The 20742-nt window shown below is 66.2% G+C and carries 16 protein-coding genes and 1 pseudogene; 7 read left to right on the top strand and 10 right to left on the bottom strand.

What is annotated here, in order from left to right; all coding sequences use genetic code 11:
- Window positions 1-29 precede the first annotated feature (29 nt).
- Window positions 30-728: a pirin family protein gene (locus tag AC6LKD_RS24060; RefSeq protein WP_424242309.1), complete on the bottom strand. Its 699-nt coding sequence runs from the start codon at window positions 726-728 to the stop codon at window positions 30-32.
- Between the two features lie 180 nt (window positions 729-908).
- On the opposite strand from AC6LKD_RS24060, the gene AC6LKD_RS24055 reads away from it, so the two are divergent.
- Window positions 909-1823, top strand: a complete 915-nt coding sequence (locus AC6LKD_RS24055; RefSeq protein WP_013393979.1) for a LysR family transcriptional regulator — start codon at window positions 909-911, stop codon at window positions 1821-1823.
- 18 nt (window positions 1824-1841) lie between these two features.
- Here AC6LKD_RS24055 and ntrC read toward each other — a convergent pair whose 3' ends face one another.
- The 5 genes from ntrC to rdgB form a co-directional block, all read right to left on the bottom strand.
- Window positions 1842-3350 (bottom strand): nitrogen regulation protein NR(I), encoded by a 1509-nt coding sequence (gene ntrC / locus AC6LKD_RS24050; protein WP_498117691.1) that lies wholly within the window; start codon window positions 3348-3350, stop codon window positions 1842-1844.
- Window positions 3350-4414, bottom strand: coding sequence for a nitrogen regulation protein NR(II) (glnL, locus tag AC6LKD_RS24045; protein WP_013393981.1), 1065 nt, complete (start codon window positions 4412-4414; stop codon window positions 3350-3352). Before glnL ends, ntrC begins: the two co-directional genes overlap by 1 nt.
- A gap of 183 nt (window positions 4415-4597) precedes the next feature.
- Complete coding sequence (gene glnA, locus AC6LKD_RS24040; RefSeq protein WP_498117690.1) at window positions 4598-6010, bottom strand: type I glutamate--ammonia ligase; 1413 nt, start codon at window positions 6008-6010, stop codon at window positions 4598-4600.
- Window positions 6011-6195: 185 nt separating this feature from the next.
- Window positions 6196-7416, bottom strand: a complete 1221-nt coding sequence (hemW, locus tag AC6LKD_RS24035; RefSeq protein WP_498117689.1) for a radical SAM family heme chaperone HemW — start codon at window positions 7414-7416, stop codon at window positions 6196-6198.
- A 37-nt stretch (window positions 7417-7453) separates the two neighbouring features.
- The gene (gene rdgB / locus AC6LKD_RS24030; protein ID WP_492275235.1) at window positions 7454-8077 is read right to left on the bottom strand and encodes an RdgB/HAM1 family non-canonical purine NTP pyrophosphatase; all 624 of its coding nucleotides are present in this window, start codon (window positions 8075-8077) and stop codon (window positions 7454-7456) included.
- Between the two features lie 283 nt (window positions 8078-8360).
- On the opposite strand from rdgB, the gene AC6LKD_RS24025 reads away from it, so the two are divergent.
- Complete coding sequence (locus AC6LKD_RS24025; protein WP_498117688.1) at window positions 8361-10136, top strand: EAL domain-containing protein; 1776 nt, start codon at window positions 8361-8363, stop codon at window positions 10134-10136.
- Between the two features lie 150 nt (window positions 10137-10286).
- Here the strand turns inward: AC6LKD_RS24025 and AC6LKD_RS24020 are convergent.
- Window positions 10287-11720 (bottom strand): annotated as a pseudogene (locus AC6LKD_RS24020) (methyl-accepting chemotaxis protein); the annotation flags it as partial.
- A gap of 212 nt (window positions 11721-11932) precedes the next feature.
- Between AC6LKD_RS24020 and AC6LKD_RS24015 the strand changes: the two are divergent.
- Window positions 11933-13093 (top strand): acyl-CoA dehydrogenase family protein, encoded by a 1161-nt coding sequence (locus AC6LKD_RS24015; RefSeq protein ID WP_013393987.1) that lies wholly within the window; start codon window positions 11933-11935, stop codon window positions 13091-13093.
- 16 nt (window positions 13094-13109) lie between these two features.
- Window positions 13110-14486, top strand: a complete 1377-nt coding sequence (locus AC6LKD_RS24010) for an MmgE/PrpD family protein (protein ID WP_498117687.1) — start codon at window positions 13110-13112, stop codon at window positions 14484-14486.
- A gap of 66 nt (window positions 14487-14552) precedes the next feature.
- Here the strand turns inward: AC6LKD_RS24010 and rph are convergent, their stop codons facing one another.
- Window positions 14553-15287, bottom strand: coding sequence for a ribonuclease PH (gene rph, locus AC6LKD_RS24005; RefSeq protein ID WP_498117686.1), 735 nt, complete (start codon window positions 15285-15287; stop codon window positions 14553-14555).
- Between the two features lie 186 nt (window positions 15288-15473).
- On the opposite strand from rph, the gene AC6LKD_RS24000 reads away from it, so the two are divergent.
- From AC6LKD_RS24000 to AC6LKD_RS23990, 3 genes are all read left to right on the top strand, one after another.
- Complete coding sequence (locus AC6LKD_RS24000) at window positions 15474-16406, top strand: YicC/YloC family endoribonuclease (protein WP_498117685.1); 933 nt, start codon at window positions 15474-15476, stop codon at window positions 16404-16406.
- A gap of 237 nt (window positions 16407-16643) precedes the next feature.
- Window positions 16644-16988: a type II toxin-antitoxin system RelE/ParE family toxin gene (locus AC6LKD_RS23995; RefSeq protein WP_492275239.1), complete on the top strand. Its 345-nt coding sequence runs from the start codon at window positions 16644-16646 to the stop codon at window positions 16986-16988.
- The gene (locus tag AC6LKD_RS23990) at window positions 16985-17269 is read left to right on the top strand and encodes a helix-turn-helix domain-containing protein (protein ID WP_492275240.1); all 285 of its coding nucleotides are present in this window, start codon (window positions 16985-16987) and stop codon (window positions 17267-17269) included. The genes AC6LKD_RS23995 and AC6LKD_RS23990 overlap by 4 nt, the downstream gene beginning before the upstream one ends.
- Window positions 17270-17276: 7 nt before the next feature.
- On the opposite strand, the gene AC6LKD_RS23985 is transcribed toward AC6LKD_RS23990, so the two are convergent.
- Both AC6LKD_RS23985 and AC6LKD_RS23980 read right to left on the bottom strand, forming a co-directional pair.
- Window positions 17277-18836, bottom strand: a complete 1560-nt coding sequence (locus tag AC6LKD_RS23985) for an amino acid permease (protein ID WP_013393993.1) — start codon at window positions 18834-18836, stop codon at window positions 17277-17279.
- A gap of 135 nt (window positions 18837-18971) precedes the next feature.
- Window positions 18972-20471 carry an AMP nucleosidase gene (locus tag AC6LKD_RS23980; protein WP_013393994.1) on the bottom strand — a complete coding sequence of 500 codons (1500 nt, stop codon included), beginning with the start codon at window positions 20469-20471 and terminating at the stop codon, window positions 18972-18974.
- Window positions 20472-20742 lie beyond the last annotated feature (271 nt).

Raw genomic sequence — 20742 nt, 5'->3', positions numbered from 1 at the left:
GGCTTCATCAGCCCGCCCGCCCAGGGGCTTTACGCCAGGTCGAACACCAAGACTTCGGCATTCTTGCCGCCCGAGAGCTCCACGCGGGTCTCGTCGGTGATGGCCAGAGCATCGCCAGCCGAAAGCTCGACGCCGTTGACCGTCAGGCTGCCACGGGCCACGTGCACCCAGGCGCGGCGGCCAGCGGCCAGTTCCAGCGCGGCGGACTCGTCGCCATCGAACAGGCCGCCGTACAGCCGCGCGTCCTGATGGATCTTCATCGAGCCGTCAGCTCCATCCGGCGACACCAGGGCCTGCAACCGGCCGCGCTTCTGCTCGTCGCTGAAGCTACGCTCTTCGTACTCCGGCGCGATGCCGGCGACGTCGGGTTCGATCCAGATCTGCAGCATGTGCGTTTCGCGGTCCGACAGCGGGTTGAACTCCGAGTGCATCACCCCGCGGCCGGCGCTCATGCGCTGCACGTTGCCGGGCTGGATGGTCGAGCCGCTGCCCATGCTGTCCTTGTGGGCGATCGCGCCGTCCAGCACATAGGTGATGATTTCCATGTCGCGGTGGCCGTGCGTGCCGAAGCCGCGGCCGGCCGCGATGCGGTCGTCATTGATCACGCGCAGGGCGCCGAATCCCATGTGGGCCGGGTCGTAGTAGTTGGCGAAGGAAAAGGTGTGAAACGAGTCCAGCCATCCATGGTTGGCGTGACCCCGTTCAGCAGCGCGGCGAGTGGTAAGCATTGCGGACTCCTGTTTCAATAATGTGAATGGTTGTGCAGCCTGACTTTCGTCACCTCTCTTTCGAGAGAGGCCGCTGCACCACCGGCATGAGTGATATTGTGCGCGTGCGCCCTCGCCTGTTTGGCGCTATATTTTGACGGAACCATTCAAATTTTTTGAATATCCGTTTCAGGCACATCCATGCAAGCCATCACCCCTGAACTGCTGATCCTGGTGGACGCCATCGCGCGCCACGGCAGCTTTGCCAAGGCGGCCCGCGAACTGGGCAAGGTGCCCTCGGCGGTGACCTACTCCATCCGCAAGCTGGAAGATGGGCTGGACGTGCTGCTGTTCGACCGCTCGGGCCACCGCGCGCTGCTGACGCCGGCGGGCGAAACGCTGCTGAAGGAAGGCCGCCACGTGCTGCAGTCGCTGGACGACCTGGCCTGCCGCGTCAAGCGCATCGCCACCGGCTGGGAAGTGGAACTGCGCATCGCGGTCAGCGCGGTGCTGCCGTGGCGGCCGTTGTACGACCTGATCGAGGAGTTCCAGGCGCTGGGCAGCGCCACCACGCTGCGCTTTTCCAGCGAGGTGCTGAGCGGAAACTGGGACGCGCTGACTTCCGGGCGTGCCGATCTGGTCATCGGCGCGGGCGCCGCCGGCGAACCCACCGGCCCGTACCGCTCGCAAGCCATGGGGCAATCGCAATTCGGCTTCTGCGTGGCCGCGCACCATCCGCTGGCGTCCCTGCCGCAGCCGCTGAGCCGTGCGGACATCACGCGCTACTGCGCGGTAGTGGTGGCGGATACGTCCCGCAACCTGGCGCCGCAGACGCGCGGCATCCTGGCCGAACAGCCCACGCTGGTCATGCCCACCATGCAAGCGAAGATAGACGCCCAGGTCCGCGGCCTGGGCTGCGGCTACCTGCCGCTGACGCTGGCCGCGCCCTATCTGGCGCAAGGATTGCTGGTGGTATGCGAGACGGACGAAGGCATGTCCCTGACGGAACACCTGACCTACGCCTGGCGCTCCGAGCCCCCCGGCGAAGCCTTGAAATGGTGGCTGCAGAAACTGAAGTCGCCGCGCCTGTGCGAGAGCCTGCTGGGGATGGGGTAAGGCGCGCGGCCGCGCGCCCTACTCGTCCTCGATACCCAGCTCGCGCAGCTTGCGCGTGATGGTGTTGCGGCCTATGCCCAGGCGCGAAGCCGCTTCCACGCGGCGGCCGCGACTGGCGTCCAGCGCGCTTTGCAGCAGGATTTTCTCGAACTGGCGCGTCAGCGTGGCCATGACCGCGGGCTCGCCGCGCTCCAGCCGGTACTGCGCGTCGCGCACCAGGGAATCCTGCCAGTTGCGCGATGAGTCATCACCCACCGGCGCCGCGGCCTGCACCACGGCACCCACGCCGGCCATGGGCGCGGCGGGACGGGCAAGCGCCGGACCTGGCTGTTGCTGATGCTCCATGGCGCGAATTTCCGGCGGCAGGTCGGCGCGCTCCACCGTCTGGCCGGGCGCCATTACCGTCAGCCAATGACAGAAGTTCTCCAGCTGGCGCACGTTGCCCGGAAAATCGAACTTGGACAGCACGGCCAGGGCTTCCGGCGTCAGGCGCTTGACCGGCACCCCCAGCGCGCGGGCGCTGGCCGTCAGGAAGTGGCCGGCCAGCGCCGGGATGTCCTCGACCCGTTCACGCAAGGGCGGCAGGCGCAGCCGGATCACGTTCAGGCGATGGAACAGGTCCTCGCGGAACAGGCCCTGCTCCACGCGCTGCTCCAGCGGCTGGTGGGTGGCGGCGACGATGCGCACGTCGACGCGCACCGGCTGCGCACCGCCGACGCGGTAGAAGCTGCCTTCGGCCAGCACGCGCAACAGGCGCGTCTGCAATTCGATCGGCATGTCGCCGATTTCGTCCAGGAACAGGGTGCCGCCGTGCGCTTCCTCGAAGCGGCCGCGGCGCAGGTTGTTGGCGCCGGTGAACGCGCCGCGCTCATGGCCGAACAGCTCGGCCTCCAGCAGGTCGCGCGGGATGGCTGCCGCGTTCAGCGCCACGAAGGGGCCGCCGGCGCGCACGCCATGGCCATGCAGGGCGCGCGCCACCAGTTCCTTGCCGGTGCCGGACTCGCCCGTGATCAGCACGGTGACCTTGGATTGGGCCAGCCGGCCTATCGCCCGGAACACTTCCTGCATGGCGGTGGACGAGGATTGCGTCATCATCCAGCGTTCGTTGTTCTGCGCTGACTCCCCCTGCCCTTCAGGCCCTTCGGGCTGGGTGGACTCCTGCATGGCGCGCTGGATCAGCGCCACCGCCTCGTTCACATCGAAAGGCTTGGCCAGGTAATCAAAAGCGCCGCCCTGGAAGGCGGACACGGTGCTGTCCAGGTCCGCGAACGCAGTCATCACGATCACGGGCAGGCCGGGATGGCGTTCCTTCAGCTGGCGCAGCAGTTCCAGGCCATTGCCGCCTGGCATGCGGATATCGGATACCAGCGCGGCGGGTGCTTCCGCGGCCGGCTTGTCGCGCGACAGCGCGTCCAGCACGTCGGCCGATTGGGAAAAGCTGCGGGTGGGGACCCCGGCGCGCGCCAGGGCTTTTTCCAGGACCCAGCGGATGGCCTGGTCATCGTCGACGATCCATACGGGTTTCATCAGAGTGCAGGCTCCATCGGAAGGACCAGGCGGAACTCGGTGCGGCCGGGCCGGGATTCAAATTCGATGATGCCGCCGTGCTGCTGCACGAAGTCCTGCGCCAGGCTCAGGCCCAGGCCGGTGCCTCCGGCGCGGGCCGTAACCAGCGGATGGAAAATGCGGTCGCGGATCTGGTCCGGCACGCCGGGGCCGTTGTCGATGATGGACAGCTCCAACGCCAGGCGGTGCTGCCGGTGGGCCAGCATCACCTGGCGCGCCACGCGCGTGCGCAGCGTAATCACGCCGGGTTCGGTCTGCGGCCCCTGCGGCCGCGCCACCAGTTCCTGCGCGGCATTGCGCGCCACATTCAGGACGGCCTGCATCAGGCGGGCGGCGTCGCCCTTCAGGTCCGGCACCGAGGCGTCGTAGTCGCGCAGCAGCGTGACGTCGTTGCGGAACTCGGCCTGGATCAGCGCGCAGACGCGCTCGCAGATTTCATGGATATTGACCGGCCGCGCGTTCAGCGGCACACGTTGCGGGCCGCTCAGGCGGTCCACCAGCGCCTGCAGGCGGTCGGCTTCGGAAATGATGACCTGGGTGTACTCGGCCAGGGCCGCGCTGGGCAGCTCGGCTTCGAGCAGTTGCGCGGCGCCGCGCAGGCCGCCCAGGGGATTCTTGACTTCATGCGCCAGATTGCGCAGCAGTTCGCGGTGGGCCTCGATCTCGTCAACCAGCCGGTGGTTGCGGTCGGCCAGCACGCGTTGCTCGATCTCGCGGGTTTCTATCAACACGGGCCAGCGCTGGCCCGTCAGTCCGACGGTCGTGACGGAGACTTCCACGGATTCGGCGGCGCGGCGCAACGAGGCCAGTTGCCTGACGTCGGCGTAGCGTCCGGCAGCGGCGCGGTCGATGGAGGATTGGATGTTTTCCGGACTGTCGAACAGCGTGGCGGCGGATTGGCCGCCCAGTTGCTTGCGCGAGCGGCCGAACAGATCTTCGGCGGCCGCATTGGCGTATTCGATATGACCGCGTGCGTTGACCAGGAAAACGGACGTGGCTAGCAAATCGAGAGCTTCTACATTCATTTTCTACATACCCGAATGTGAGGGGACGGCGGAACGCGACGGCCGCGCCGGAAGCCGGCGCCCTGCCCGCCAGGCGCAGCGCCTGGCGGGTAGCACGTCGAACCGCGATCTGGCGGTGAGCGTGCTGCGGGCCCTGGTTTCTGCCTGCAGCATCGCGCCACCTCCAGCTACTGCCTCAAGCCATCAGAGGCTGTAGTACATGTCGAACTCGACCGGGTGCGGCGTCATGCGCAGGCGGTTCACATCGGCCATCTTCAGGTCGATGTAGGCGGTGAGCATGTCGTTGCTGAACACGCCGCCGCGGGTCAGGAACTCGCGGTCGTTGTCCAGTGCTTCCAGCGCCTGTTCCAGCGACGCGCAGACGGTCGGGATCTTGGCGTCTTCTTCCGGCGGCAGGTCGTACAGGTTCTTGTCGGCGGGATCGCCGGGGTGGATCTTGTTCTGCACGCCGTCCAGGCCGGCCATCATCAGGGCCGAGAAGGCCAGGTACGGGTTGGCCAGGGGGTCCGGGAAACGCGCTTCGACGCGGCGGCCCTTCGGGTTGCCGACGTACGGGATGCGGATCGAGGCCGAACGGTTGCGGGCCGAGTAGGCCAGCTTCACGGGCGCTTCATAGTGCGGAACCAGGCGCTTGTACGAGTTGGTGCCGGGGTTGGTGATGGCGTTCAGCGCGCGGGCGTGCTTGATGATGCCGCCGATGTAGTACAGCGCGAATTCCGACAGGCCGGCGTAGCCGTTGCCCGCGAACAGGTTCTGGCCGTCCTTCCAGATGGACTGGTGGACGTGCATGCCGGAGCCGTTGTCGCCGACGATGGGCTTGGGCATGAAGGTGGCGGTCTTGCCGTAGGCGTGGGCCACGTTGTGGATCACGTACTTGACGATCTGCGTCCAGTCGGCGCGCTGCACCAGGGTGCTGAACTTGGTGCCGATTTCGAGCTGGCCGGCGCCGGCCACTTCATGGTGGTGCACTTCGACCGGCACGCCCATCTGTTCCATCAGCAGGCACATTTCCGAACGCATGTCCTGGAAGGAATCGACCGGGGGCACGGGGAAGTAGCCGCCCTTGACGGTGGGACGGTGGCCGGTGTTGCCGCCTTCGAATTCCAGGCCCGAGGACCAGGGCGCTTCTTCCGACTTGATCTTGACGAAGGTGCCGGACATGTCGCTGTTCCAGGTCACGCCGTCGAAGACGAAGAATTCGGGTTCCGGACCGAAGTAGGCGGTGTCGCCCAGGCCGGAGGACTTCAGGTAGGCTTCGGCGCGCTTGGCCAGCGAACGCGGGTCGCGGTCATAGCCCTTCAGATCGGAGGGTTCGACCACGTCGCACGACAGGATCAGGGTCGGTTCTTCGCGGAACGGATCCAGGTTGGCGGTGGACATGTCGGGGATGAGCAGCATGTCGGAGGCTTCGATGCCCTTCCAGCCCGGGATCGACGAACCGTCGAAGGCCTGCCCGCTTTCCAGCTTGTCTTCGTCGATCTGGCTGACCGGCACGGAGATGTGGTGCTCGCGGCCAATCGTATCGGTAAAGCGGAAATCCACGAATTTGACTTCGTTGTCGGCGATCTGTTTCAGGACGTCTTTCGGGCTTGCCATGTCATCTCCATTAGATAAAAAGGTCGAGGGGCTATACCCGTCGACTGGCATAAAAGAGGGAAGCAATAAGCGTGCCAGGTTTTACCCCCGGGATTCCCCGAGGAAGGCAGCTGGGTCACGGGAAAATGTAGCACCATAATGGTGCAAATAGTGGGGCACGCCAGCCCCACTATGGTGCATGCACGCTACAGGAACATTTCCTGCAGGTCGTTGAGGAATCTCCAGCCCAGCGGGGTCGCGCGCAGACGGGTCGGATCGGCATCCAGCAGCCCGCGCTTGGAGGCCGCCTCCAATTGGTGCGCGATGGCGGCCAGCGACAGGCCGGTGCGTTCGTTGAAGGCAGTGGCGGCGACGCCCTCCTTCAGGCGCAGGGCATTCAGCATGAACTCGAACGGCAGTTCGTCCGGGCCGACCTGGCGGCTTTCGGCAATGTGGCTGCCGTCGCGCGCCATGGCTGCCTGCATCCAGGAGTCCGGACTGCGCAGCCGCGCCTCGCGCAGGATGCGGTCATGGAAGGACAGCTTGCCGTGCGCGCCCGGCCCCAGGCCCAGGTAGTCGCCGAACTCCCAGTAATTCAGGTTGTGCCGGCAGCGCGCGCCAGGCTTCGCATAGGCCGAGACTTCATAGCGGGCCAGGCCGGCCGCCGCCAGTTCGGCTTCCACCGCGTCCTGCATGGCGGCGCTGGTGTCGTCGTCGGGCAGGTCCTCGGGCGGGAACTTGGCGAAGACAGTGTTGGGCTCCATCGTCAGGTGATAGAGCGACAGATGCTCGGTGCCGAAAGCCACGGCTTGCCGCAGGTCGGCCACACAGGCCTCCAGGGTCTGGCCGGGCAAGGCGAACATCATGTCCAGGTTCACGCGCGAGACGGCGCGCTGCGCCATCTCGATCGCCGCCCTCGCCTGCGCGCCGTCATGGATGCGGCCCAGCTTCTTCAGCTGCGCATCGTCAAAACTCTGGATGCCCAGCGAGAACCGCGTCACGCCGCTGGCGGCATAGTCGCGGAAGCGCCCCGCCTCGGCCGTGCCGGGATTGGCTTCCATCGTGATCTCGGCGTCGGGCCACAAGTTCAGACAGGCGCGCAGCATCGCCAGCAGTTCGTCCAGCCCCTCGGACGACAGCAGGCTGGGCGTGCCCCCGCCGATGAAAACCGACACCACCTGCCGCCCCCAGATGGAAGGCAGCGCCTGTTCCAGGTCGCTGCGCAGGGCATCCAGATAGGCGCGCTCGGGGATCTCGCCCGGCGCCGCGTGCGAGTTGAAGTCGCAATAAGGGCATTTGCGCACGCACCAGGGCACGTGCACGTAGACCGACAGCGGCGGCAGGCTGGACAGCGTAGCGCCGGCCGGCAACTTCAGGCGCGACGGCTGCGCGCCCATGTCGTTGCGGATGGGAATGATGATGGACATGCGTAATTCCTGGACCGGGCGCCACGCGGCGCCCTCGTCAAGCCTGGCTCAGCTTGCTCAATAGTTCGCGCAGGGCGCGGGCGCGGTGGCTCAGCCGGTTCTTTTCCTCGGGATCCAGGGCTGCGGCGGTCAGGGCCTGGTCGGGCAGGTAGAAATGCGGGTCGTAGCCGAAGCCGTTGGCGCCTTCGGGCTGGTCGATGATCTCGCCGTGCCACAGGCCTTCGCCTATCAGGGGCCGCGGGTCGTTCTCGGCGCGCACCAGCGCCAGCACCGCCACGTACCAGGCGCTGCGGTCCGCCACGCCGGCCAGCTTGCGCACCAGCAGTTCGTTATTGGCCTGGTCGGATTTTTCGCCGCCATGCATCTTGGCATAGCGCGCCGAATACACGCCAGGCGCGCCGTCCAGCGCCGCCACGCACAAGCCGGAATCGTCGGCCAGCGCGGGCAGCCCGGTCAGGCGGCTGGCATGGCGGGCCTTGGCCAGCGCGTTCTCGACGAAGGTGACGTGCGGCTCTTCGGCTTCAGGCACGCCCAGTTCGCCTTGGGGCACCAGTTCCATACCCAGAGGCGCGAACAAGGCGGAGAACTCGCGCAGCTTGCCGGGATTGTTGGAGGCCAGCACGACGCGGCGCAGGGAATCGGGAATCTTGGGAGCGGTCATGGGCAAATTGTATAGGGCGCGGGCCCGATGCGCCGCCGCCGGGCGGGATGCCCCCGCGCGCTCGAAGGATATGCCTTCGGCCGGGGTTGACAGTGATACGTACCCTAATTGAAGATGGCGCGCCCGTCGTCGACGCAACAACGCCGACATATTTTCTTGTCAATATGATCAAACTTGTCACTGATAGTATCTGAACGCACCGGCGATGGACCCCATTCACGCTTTGCCCCGGCCGGTAGCGGCCCGCGCGCCCTCATCTTCCCAGGACAGCGCGTCAGCGCACATGAGCCTGGCCGGCATCCTGCGCGAACGGCTGTTGCGCCCGCGCTTCCAGCCCGTGGTCGACCTTTCGCACAGCCGCATCTACGGCCATGAAAGCCTGATCCGCGGCCCGGCCGACACCGCCCTGCACTTTCCCGACGCGCTATTTGCCGAGGCCCGCCGCCAGGGCCTGCATCCGCAGCTGGAACTGGCCAGCTTCCGCGCTGGCGCCCAGGGCTTTCATCAGCACGACGCCGCCGGCATGCTGTTCCTGAACCTTTCCGGCTCGGCGCTGCTGCACTACTGGACCCTGTGGGGCGAAGAAATGCCCCAACGCCTGCTCAAGAACTGCTCGCTCGCGCCGTCCAGCATCATTGTCGAACTCACCGAACAGGATCCGCTGTCCGAACACATGGCGGAGCTGTCCAGCGCCTTCGCCTGCCTGCGCGAACACGGCATGCGCGTTGCGCTGGACGACTACGGCGTGGGCAACTCCAATCTGCAGCTCTGGGCCGAGATGCAGCCGGACCTGGTCAAGATAGACCGCTATTTCTTCGACGGCATCGGCCAGGACGAGCGCAAGCAGAACATGGTGCGCGCCATCCTGAAGGTGGCGCAGCACCTGGGCACCACCATCGTCGCCGAAGGCATCGAAACCGCCGAGGACCTGGCCGTGGTGCGCGAGCTGGACATCCGCTACGCGCAAGGCTGGCTGCTGGGCCGGCCGGAAGAAATGCTGCTGACCGAGCTGGCGCCGCCGCTGCGCGATTCGCTGCGGCTGCGGGCGCCAGCGGCCGCGCTGCAACGCGGCATCGGCGGCACCGCCGCCAGCCTGCGGGTGGAAGCGCCCGCGGTGCAATTGAGCGGGCACACCAACGACGACGTGCACCGGCTGTTCATCGAGCACAAGGACATGCACGCGGTGGCCGTGGTGGACGACGACAACCGCCCGGTCGGCATCATCAACCGCCGCGACTTCTCGGAACACTACGCCCAGCGCTATACGCGCGAACTGTTCGGACGCGACGCCTGCTCCACCTTCATGAACGCGGAGCCGGTGCTGGTGGACCTGAACGTATCCATCGACCAGTTGAGCCATGTGCTGATTTCCGAGGATCAGCGCTACCTGATGGACGGGCTGATCATCACGCACGAAGGCCGCTACGACGGGCTGGCCACGGGCGAAACGCTGGTGCGCTCGGTTACCGAAATGCGCATCGAGGCGGCGCGCTACGCCAATCCGCTGACCTCCCTGCCCGGCAACATCCCCATCAGCCGGCACATCGCCACGCTGCTGGAAGATGCGGATGACTTCACCATCTGCTACGGCGACCTGAACAACTTCAAGCCCTTCAACGACGTCTACGGCTACTGGCGCGGCGACGACATGATCATGCTGACCGCCGACGTCATCAAGCGCCATTGCGACCCGCAGCGCGACTTCGTCGGCCATGTGGGCGGCGACGATTTCGTGGTGCTGCTGCGCAGCCCCGATTGGATGGCGCGCGCCCAGCGCATCATCGCCGAATTCAACGAGCGCGCGATGGACCTGTACGACGACGAGGGCCGCCGCAACGGCGGGATCGAAGCCGAGGACCGCTACGGCGTGCCCCGCTTCTTTCCCTTCGTGACGCTGGGCGTCGGCGCCCTCACCGTCACGCCCTCGCTATGCGAGCGCATCCGCCCTGAGGACATCGCGTCGGCCGCCGCTCATGTCAAGCACAAGGTCAAGCACGGGAACCTGTCGCTGGTGGCCGAGCGCTACACCGGCGGCATCCTGCCGCAGCTCGACAGCTAAGCCCTGCCCAGCCGCGCCACCGGCCGGCTGGGCGATCTGGAACACCGCCACCGCCCTGCGCAAGCCCTGCGCCTGCGCTTCCAAGGCAGCCGCCGCAGCCGCCGTCTGTTCCACCATGGCGGCATTCTCCTGCGTCGAGCGCTCGATGTCCGCCACCGCGTGGTTCACCGAGGCGATGCCGGCGGCCTGCTCGGCCGTGGCGCTGGAAATCTCGGCCACGATCTGCGTCACCCGGTCCACCGACTGCACCATGTCGCGCATGGTGTCGCCCGCCAGGCTGACCTGGCGCACCCCCGCCTGCACGCGCGCCGCGGAGTCCTCGATCAGACCCTTGATCTCCTTGGCCGCCTGCGCGCTGCGCTGGGCCAGCGAGCGCACCTCGCCCGCCACCACCGCAAAGCCCTTGCCCTGCTCGCCCGCGCGCGCCGCTTCCACGGCGGCGTTCAGCGCCAGGATATTGGTTTGAAAGGCGATGCTGTCGACCACGCCGACGATCTCGCCGATGCGGCGCGCGCTTTCCGCAATGCCCTGCATGCTCTGCACCACTTCTTCGACCGCCGCGCCGCCGCGCTGCGCCAGCTGGGTCGCGCCCAGCGCCTGGCGGCTGGCCAGGTCGGCGTTGCCAGCGGTCAGCTGCACCGTGTGCGCCAGCTGCATCATGTTGGCCGACGCTTCCTGCAGCGAGCCCGCCTGGCGCGCGGTGCGGTCCGACATGTCCGCCCCGCCCGCGGCGATCTCGCCCGAGCCGGTATGGATTTCCTCGACGCCGTGGCGCACCGAGGCCACGGCCGCCGACAGCCCTTTCTGCATGCGCCGCATGGCGTTGTACAGGACGCCGATCTCGTTGTCGCCGCGCATGGCGATCGCGCCCGTCAGGTCGCCGTCGGCGATGCGGTCGAAATGCGCGCCGGCCTCGTTCAGCGGCCGCAGGATGCCGCGACGGAACGCCAGCCGGATCAACACTGCCAGCAGCAGCACCAGGGCCAGCACGCCGGCCGCCACCGCGATCACCCGCTGCAGCGTGAGGCTGGCGCTGGCCACCGCCACCTGGCCCTGGTCGCGGGCATAGGTCTGGTAGGCGTCGGCCTGCTTGACGTAGGCGGCGCCGCTGCCCGGCAGCACCTTGTCCACCAGGCGGTTCACCTCGATGCCGTTCCAGCCCTTGATGGCCGCATGCATCGGCGCCAGCGTCTTGTCCGCGAAGGCGGCATAGGCGGCCAGCACCGCGTCGAACAACGGCGCGCCCTCGGCGCTGGCGTCGGGGTTGGCGCGCAGTCGCGCCAGGCTGGCCGCCGCCTGCTTGAATAGCGTCTCAGCGTGCGCCAGGGACTCGTTGCGCGCCTCTTCCAGGCCGCCTTCCATCGCCGTCTTGGCGTCCGTCAGCGCGGCGCGCGCCTGGAACAGCCGGCTGCTCATGTCGGCCAGGTCGCCGGCCCGTTCGATGCTGCCCCGGCCCAACGCTTCAATGTCCGCGCGGTTGTCCCGCAGCACCGAGATTCCCGCCGCCGCCGCCAGCGCGAACAGCACCACGAACAACGCAAGAATGGCCGACACCGCCGTCGTGACCCTGATGTTTTTCCGCATATCAGTCCATACAAAACCTGCCGCCAGCGGCGGCGTTCACAGGGATTATGGACATCCAGTTTGGCAATTTCTTGACACAACCCCGGCGCCGGGATGACAAACTCCCGTCACGAAACCGAACCCCGTATTAAGCAATTGTGAATTGGCAGGGCCCGCGGCTTGCGGCACATTCAATGCTGTAACGATCCATCACCCATATAGAAAACAGCAACATGCCCAACGCCTCCCACGCCTATCAGGACATCCGCGAAGCCGTGCGCGACCTCTGCGCCCAGTTCCCCTCCGAATATTTCCGCAAGGTCGACGAAGAACGCGGCTACCCCGAAGCCTTCGTCCGCGCGCTGACCGAGGCCGGCTGGCTGGCTGCGCTGATCCCGCAGGAATACGGCGGCTCCGGCCTGGGCCTGACCGAAGCCTCGGTCATCATGGAAGAAATCAACCGCAGCGGCGGCAACTCCGGCGCCTGCCACGGCCAGATGTACAACATGGGCACGCTGCTGCGCCACGGCTCCGAAGCCCAGAAGCGCGAATACCTGCCGCGCATCGCCGCCGGCGAGCTGCGCCTGCAATCGATGGGCGTGACCGAACCCACCACCGGCACCGACACCACCAAAATCAAGACCACCGCCGTCAAGCGCGGCGACCGCTACGTCATCAACGGCCAGAAGGTCTGGATCTCGCGCGTGCAGCACTCGGACCTGATGATCCTGCTGGCACGCACCACGCCGCTGGACCAGGTCACGCGCAAGTCGGAAGGCATGTCGATCTTCCTGGTGGACCTGCATCACGCCGTCAAGCACGGCATGGCTATCCGCCCGATCCCCAACATGGTCAACCACGAGACCAACGAGCTGTTCTTCGACAACCTGGAAATCCCCGAAGAGAACCTGATCGGCGAGGAAGGCAAGGGTTTCAAGTACATCCTGGACGGGCTGAACGCCGAACGCACCCTGATCGCCGCCGAGTGCATCGGCGACGGCTACTGGTTCGTGGACAAGGTCACCGCCTACGCCAAGGAGCGCATGGTGTTCGGCCGCCCCATCGGCCAGAACCAGGGCGTGCAGTTCCCCATCGCCCGCGCCCACATCAACGTCGAAGCCGCCAGCCTGATGCGTTACGAAGCCTGCCGCCTGTTCGACGCCCATGAGCCCTGCGGCGCCCAGGCCAACATGGCCAAGCTGCTGGCCGCCGACGCGTCCTGGGAGGCCGCCAACGCCTGCCTGCAATTCCACGGCGGCTTCGGCTTCGCCACGGAATATGATGTGGAGCGCAAGTTCCGCGAAACCCGCCTGTATCAGGTTGCGCCGATCTCGACCAACCTGATCCTGTCCTACGTGGCCGAACACATCCTGGGCCTGCCCCGTTCCTTCTGACCGGATCCCGACATCAATGACCGTTGTCAAAGACACCCCGCACCTGAGCGCCGAGCTCGCGGCCTTTGCCGCCAACTTGCGCTATGAAGACATCCCGGCCCCGGTACTGCGCCGCGCCGAGGACCTGCTGCTGGACTGCCTGGCCTCCATCCTGGCGGGCGCTTCCGCCCGCGCGGTGCAGGCCATCGACCGCTATGCCGCCGCCATGGGTCCGGCCGACGGCCCCAGCGAAGTCCTGATCACCCGCCGCCGCACCACGCCGCTGTTTGCCGCCATGGTCAACGCGGCGGCCGCCCACGTGGTCGAACAGGACGACGTGCACAATGGTTCCGTGTTCCACCCCGCGGCCGTGGTGTTCCCGCCGGCGCTGGCCGTGGCCCAGGCCTTGGGCCGTTCGGGCCGCGACCTGCTGGTCGCCTCTGTTGCGGGCTACGAAGTCGGAATCCGCGTCGGCGAATTCCTGGGCCGTTCGCACTACAAGATCTTCCACACCACCGGCACCGCCGGCACACTGGCCGCCGCCGTCACCACCGGCCGGCTGCTCAACCTGTCCCCCGAGGAAATGCTGCACGCGCTGGGATCGGCCGGCACGCAGGCGGCGGGCCTTTGGGAATTCCTGCGCGACGCCGCCGACTCCAAGCAACTTCACACCGCCAAGGCTGCCGCCGACGGCATCACCGCGGCCTACCTGGCGCGCGAAGGCTTCACCGGCGCGCGCCATATCCTGGAGGGCCCGCAAGGCATGGCGGCCGGCATGTCGACCGACGCCGATCCCAGCCGCCTGTGCGACCGGCTGGGCGAGCGCTGGGCGTTGGCCGAGACCTCGTTCAAATTCCACGCGTCCTGCCGTCACACCCATCCGGCCGCCGATGCGCTGCAGCAGGCGCTGCGCGACAACAATCTGACCGAGGCCGATGTCGAACGGGTCGTGGCCCACGTGCATCAGGGCGCCATCGACGTGCTGGGGCCGGTAGTCAATCCGCAGACCGTGCACCAGTCCAAGTTCTCGATGGGTACCGTCTTGGCCCTGATCGCCCGACAGGGCCGCGCCGGCCTGGCGGAATTCGACGCCGGCCTGGACGATCCGGGCGTGGCCGCGTTCCGCGGCAAGGTCGAAATGGAGCTGGACGCGGAAGTCGACGGCGCCTACCCCCAACGCTGGATAGGCAAGGTCACGGTCTACACCCGCGACGGCCGCAAGCTGCATGGTCGCGTCGACGAGCCCAAGGGCGATCCGGGCAATACTCTGAGCCGCGCGGAAATCGAGGACAAGACGCTAAGCCTGGGCCGCTACGCGGACGCCGCCACCGAGCAAGAGCTGCGCGGGCTGATCGCGGCAATCTGGAACCTGGAAAAAGCGGAGAAGCTGGGAGCGCTGCTGCCGCGGGGTTGATGGCGACAGACTGGTCGACGGGTTGGCGGGAATGAGTCCGTCCAGCCCGTCATTTTTTTGTGCCGATCAGGCCAGCGCCGCTCGCTGTTCACGCACCAGGCCAGCGATGCCGCCTTCGGCCAGCACCAGCATCGTGTCCAGTTCCGCGCGGGTGAAGGTCGCGCCCTCGCCCGTGCCCTGCACTTCCACGAACGCGCCGCCGCCGGTCATGATCACATTCACGTCGGCGTCGCAGGCCGAGTCTTCCTCGTAATCCAGGTCCAGCACCGCGCGGCCCTGCACCAGTCCCACCGACACCGCCGCCACCGCGTCGCGGATCGGGTTCACGGCCAAGTCGCCGCGCTTCATCAGCAAGGCGATCGCTTCGGACGCCGCCACCCAGGCGCCGGTAATGCTGGCGCAGCGCGTGCCGCCGTCGGCCTGCAGCACATCGCAATCCAGATGCAGGGTGCGCTCGCCCAGCGCCTTCATGTCGAATACCGCGCGCAGGCTGCGGCCAATCAGGCGCTGGATTTCCTGCGTGCGGCCGCTCTGCTTGCCGCGCGCGGCCTCGCGATCGCCGCGCGTGTGGGTGGCGCGCGGCAACATGCCGTATTCAGCCGTTACCCAGCCTTCCCCCTTGCCCTTCAGAAAAGGCGGTACTTTCTCCAATACGCTGGCCGTGCACAGCACATGGGTGTTGCCGGCCTTCACCAGCACCGAACCTTCGGCGTAGCGCGTGAATCCGCGCTCCAGGCTGAACGGCCGCAGTTCGTCGACGGCGCGGCCCGAGGGACGGGCGATGGCGGGGGGTGTGGTCACAGGCAGACTCCAGACGTGGCTTAGATCCGCCGCATTGTACGGGGTGGCGCCGCAGGAAAACGCCGCTTGGAGTATCCTGCCGCGATATAACCGGTACAAACACAAGGGTCCGCGCCGAAATACCGGCTGGCGCGGGCTGGGCCGCAACCGGTTCCCAATAAAAAGCATTACCAGGACACGCACATCATGATTCGCAGCATGACCGCTTTCGGCAACGCCCGCGCAGATCTCGAGCAAGGCACGCTTGCGCTCGAATTCCGCAGCGTCAACAGCCGCTTTCTCGACCTCTATTTCCGCCTGCCCGATGAATTGCGCCACGTCGAAACGCCACTGCGCGAACTGCTGACCGCCAACCTGGCGCGCGGCAAGGTCGAGATCCGCGTCTCCTACACGCGCAACGCCAGCACCGACTTGTCCAAGTTGGAACCGGCCTGGCTCGAAAGCCTGGCCGAACAGCTGCAGGCCGCACGCCGCATCCTCCCCGACATCGCCGCGCCGCGCCTGGTGGAACTGTTCAACTGGCCTGGCCAGCGCACCAACGATGCGCTCGACCCGCAAGTCTGGGGCGCCGCCTGCCTGCAGGCCGCCCAGCAGGCCCTGACCCAATTGCAGGAAGGCCGCGAGCGCGAAGGCGAACGCCTGGCCGGCATGATGCGCGAATGCGCCGACGGCGTGGCGCGCATCGTCGAACTGGTGCAGGCGCACCTGCCCCAGCTGCTGGCCGACCACCGCGACAAACTGGCTTCCAAGCTGCGCGAAAGCGTGGAATCCGCCTTCCCCGGCGGCTTCACCCACATTTCCGGCGCGGAGCTGTCGGAACGCCTGTCGCAGGAAGCCAATCTGTTCGCGCTGCGCATCGACGTGGCCGAAGAGCTGTCGCGCCTGCGCTCGCACCTGGAAGAACTGCGCCACCTGCTGGGCGACGGCGGCGGCAAGCAAGCCTCCGGCAAGAAGAACGCCGGCAGCGCCGGCAAGCGCCTGGACTTCCTGTTCCAGGAAATGAACCGCGAAGCCAACACCCTGGGCTCCAAGGCCGGCAGCATGGAAGTCACCCGCGCCGCCATGGACCTGAAGCTGCTGATCGAGCAGATGCGGGAACAGGCGCAGAACATCGAGTAGAAAGACTCGCAGCGGCGCTTCGACCGGGCGCCGGATCCTGACACCAAAAAAGCAGCCCTTACCTGCTGGATGACCAATCCAGTATGTAAGGGCTGCTTTTCGTCTGGTTTTAAGGACACACGCGCCCCGCATTGGCCCGTAGCTGTTGATATACGCGTTTTCGATCCAGCCCCGATGCTGGGCATCTGATCTTGGCCAAACTAATCCAATGGATTAGAATCAACTTTGCGACAAACCATGCATGGCATTGCAGAACTGCCCTATTACATTCGTCTTGCCGACAGACTATTGCTGCCAGACGAACGCCAAGATCTGATCGACTACCTGGCCGGGCATCCGAAAGCGGGAGACATCATGGAGGGCACCGGCGGAGTCCGTAAATTGCGCTGGCGTCGTGGTGGGCAAGGCAAGAGCGGCGGCGCGCGCATCATCTATTACTACCACGATGATCTTATGCCGCTATATTTGCTGACGCTTTTTGCGAAAAACGACAAAGCCAATCTGACCAAGGCCCAACGCAACGAGCTAGCCAGCATGGTGACCTTGCTGGTGAGTATCTGGAAAGGACAAACAAGATCATGAGCACTGTATTCGACGGCATCAAGCAAGGTCTGCAAGAAGCGATTGCCCACGCGCAGGGAGATACGCGCGGCGTGCGCTTGCATCGCCCCCGCGAAGTTGACGTCAAAGCCGTACGCGCCAAAGTCGGAATGACCCAGGAGCAATTCGCAGCCCGATTCGGTTTTTCGACTGCCACGCTGCGGCACTGGGAACGCGGTGATCGTTCACCGCGCGGCCCTGCCCTGGTACTACTCAATGTCATCGAACGGAACCCGGAGGCCGTCATCGAAGCGCTGGCTTGACCAGTCTTCAGCGCGCCTCACCCGCAGCAGGCTCCCCTCGCAGCGCTGAATCCAGATACGCGCTGCGCGCCCGCGCATCGGGGAACTTCATGTCCCGGTAGTTGACGAAGCGCGAGCCGCGTGCCAGCCGGTAGCCGGCCCAGATCAGCAGGAACAGCGGAATCCCGATATAGGTCGCGACCACCCCGCCCCAATCGATCTTGTCCTGCAGGAACGCCTGATAGTTCTGTCCCAGCGTAATGATCAGGCACAGCACAAAGGCGAAGATCGGCCCGAACGGAAAGAACGGCGACACATAGGGTAGATCGGCCAGGTTATGGCCTTGCTTGACGTAGCCGCGGCGGAACCGGTAGTGGCTGATGGCGATGCCCAGCCAGGCGATGAAGCCCGTCATGCCTGACGTGTTCAGCAACCAGATGTAGACCGCGTTGGGGCTGAAGATGAAGGTGAAGAAGCACAGCGCCGCCACGGCCGTGGTCGCCAGCAGCGCCCACAGGGGCACGCCGTTGCGCGAAATGCGGCCGAAAATGCGCGGCGCCTTGCCGTCGCGCGCCAGGCTGTAGAGCATGCGCGTGGCGGCATACATGCCGGAGTTGCCCGCCGACAAGACCGACGTCAACACCACCGCGTTCATGACCGAAGCCGCCCCCAACAGGCCGGCGCGCTCGAAAATCAGGGCGAAAGGACTGACGCTGATGTCCTCGACCTCGTTGCGCAGCAGATGCGGATCGGTATACGGAATCAGCAGGCCGATGACCAGGATGGCCGCCACGTAGAACAGCAGAATGCGCCAGAACACCTGCCGCACCGCGCGCGGCAGGTTGCGCGCCGGATCCTTGGATTCGCCGGCGGCGATGCCGATCAGCTCGGTGCCCTGGAACGAAAAACCCACCACCATGGCCACGCCGATCAGCGCCGCGAAGCCGCCCGAGAACGGCGCGTCGCCCACCGTCCAGTTGGCCAGGCCGCCGGTCTCGCCGCCGCGGATGATGCCCAGCAGCATCATCACGCCCATGGCCACGAACGCCAGCACGGCGACCACCTTGATCAGCGCAAACCAGAACTCCGCCTCGCCGAAGCCGCGCGCCGACATGGCGTTCAGGCCGAAGGTGATAGCCAGGAACAAGGCGCTCCAGTAGAAGCCTGGCACGTCCGGAAACCAGTAGGCCATGACGAGCTGCGCCGCCACCAGGTCCACCGCCACGGTCACCGCCCAGTTGTACCAATAGTTCCAGCCCAGGGCGAAGCCGAAGCCATCCTCGACGTAGCGCGCGCCGTAAGTGGAGAAGGATCCCGAAACCGGCATGGCGGCGGCCAGTTCGCCCAGGCTGGTCATCAGGAAATAGACCATGATGCCGATCAGCACATAGCCCAGCAGCGCGCCGCCGGGGCCGGCCTTGGCGATGGTCGCGCCCGAGGCCACGAACAGCCCGGTGCCGATCGACCCGCCTACCGCGATCATGGTCAGGTGGCGCGCGGACAGCGTGCGGCGCAGCTCGGAAGGCCGTTCCGCCTCCGCTGTGCGCGTGCCGCCTGAGCGACGTTCATCGTGTTCCGATGGTGCCAAAATGCATTTCCTTCAGGTCATGAAGGCACCCGCGCCACGCGCCCGGGTGCCTGGGGATTTCCAAGCAACCGGCGAGGATAGCGCAAGAGGCCCCATCCGGTGAAATCGCGGGGCCTCGGGGACGGATCAATCAGGCTATTGAAACGCCGTTTCCATGAAGGTGCGCAACTTGCGCGAATGCAGGCGTTCCGGCGGCATGTCGCGCAGCCGCTCCAGCGCGCGAATGCCGATTTCCAGATGCTGGTTCACCTGCCGGCGATAGAACGCGCTGGCCATGCCGGGCAGCTTCAACTCGCCATGCAAAGGCTTGTCCGACACGCACAGCAAGGTGCCGTAAGGCACTCGGAAGCGGAAGCCGTTGGCCGCGATGGTGGCGGATTCCATGTCCAGCGCAATCGCGCGGGATTGGGCAAAACGCTCCACCAGCTCCAGGTGGTCGCGCAGTTCCCAGTTGCGGTTGTCGATGGTGGCGACCGTGCCCGTGCGCATGATGCGCTTCAAGTCCCAGCCCGACAGCCCCGCCACTTCTTCGACCGCCTGTTCCAGCGCCACCTGCACCTCGGCCAGCGCAGGCACCGGCACCCAGGTAGGAAGGTCGGCGTCCAGCACGTGATCCTCGCGCACATAGCCGTGCGCCAGCACGTAGTCGCCCAGGCGCTGCGAATCGCGCAGGCCGGCGCAATGGCCCAGCATCAGCCAGGCGTGCGGACGCAGCACGGCGATATGGTCGGTAATGGTCTTGGCGTTGGACGGACCCACGCCGATGTTCACCAGCGTGATGCCGGAATGGTCGCCGCGCACCAGGTGATACGCCGGCATCTGCGGCAGGCGGACCGCCTGGTCCTCGTCGCCCGGGCCGCTTTCGCCGCGGCGCGTGATGCGGTTGCCCGGTTCCACCAGCATTTCATAGTCTTCGTTGCCGCTGGCCATGAGCGCGCGGGCGCGGGCGCAGAACTCGTCCACGTAGAACTGGTAGTTGGTGAACAGCACGAAATTCTGGAAATGCGCCGGCGCGGTCGAGGTGTAGTGTTGCAGGCGGTGCAGCGAATAGTCCACGCGCTGGGCCGTGAAAGGCGCCAATGGCTTGGGCTCGCCCTCCTTGCCGCGCCAGGAACCGTTGACGATGGCATCGTCCGTCACCGCCAGGTCCGGCACATCGAACAGGTCGCGCAGGGGCCGCTTGAGCGCCTCCAGGTGCTCGCCTTCGACATAGGCGCCCTCAGGGAAAGCGAAATGCAGCGGAATGGGCGAATCGGACTCGCCGACTTCCACCGCCACGCGGTGATTCTGCAGCAACTGGCCCACCTGCTCTATCAGGTAGTCGCGGAACAGCGCGGGCTGGGTGATGGTGGTCTGGTAAATGCCTGGCTCGGCCACGTGGCCGTAGGACAGCCGCGTGTCGATCGGGTCGTAGGTTTCCACCACGATGCGGATGGCCGGGTAGTAGGCGCGGGCGCGCTCACGGCCGTTGGTCGAACCTTTCAGCACTTCGCGGAAAGCGGCGCGCAGGAAAGCGGTGTTGCGCGCATAGATTTCAATCAGGCGCTCCACCGCCGCCACCGCATCCTGGTATGGCTCGAACGGCAAGGCCTCGGGCCGGCTCATGGAAGACAAAGGGTGCACTGCGTTCATCATCGAGCTTTACTCCGCTTCTCATCTTATCTGTTTCAGCGGCCACCGCCGGCTTGCCGTGCCGCAGGGCCGATGCCGCCGATTATGCCCGAGCCAGCGCAAGATGAAGTGTCATATTCAGGCCTGCCGAAGCGGCGCGGCGCCGTAACGTCTGCCGACAAGAATGCTGCATTGCACTACAAATGTAATGAAACATTATTCCATTACAATCATGTGGCAATCCGGGGTTTTGCGTCCCGGTGTTGCCCCCCTTTCCGCCGGCTTGCCTGTCCAG

Source organism: Achromobacter sp. D7-1, from assembly GCF_059760445.1.
The sequence above is the reverse complement of the archived record's forward strand: the minus strand, read 5'-3'. Positions and strand labels throughout refer to the sequence as shown.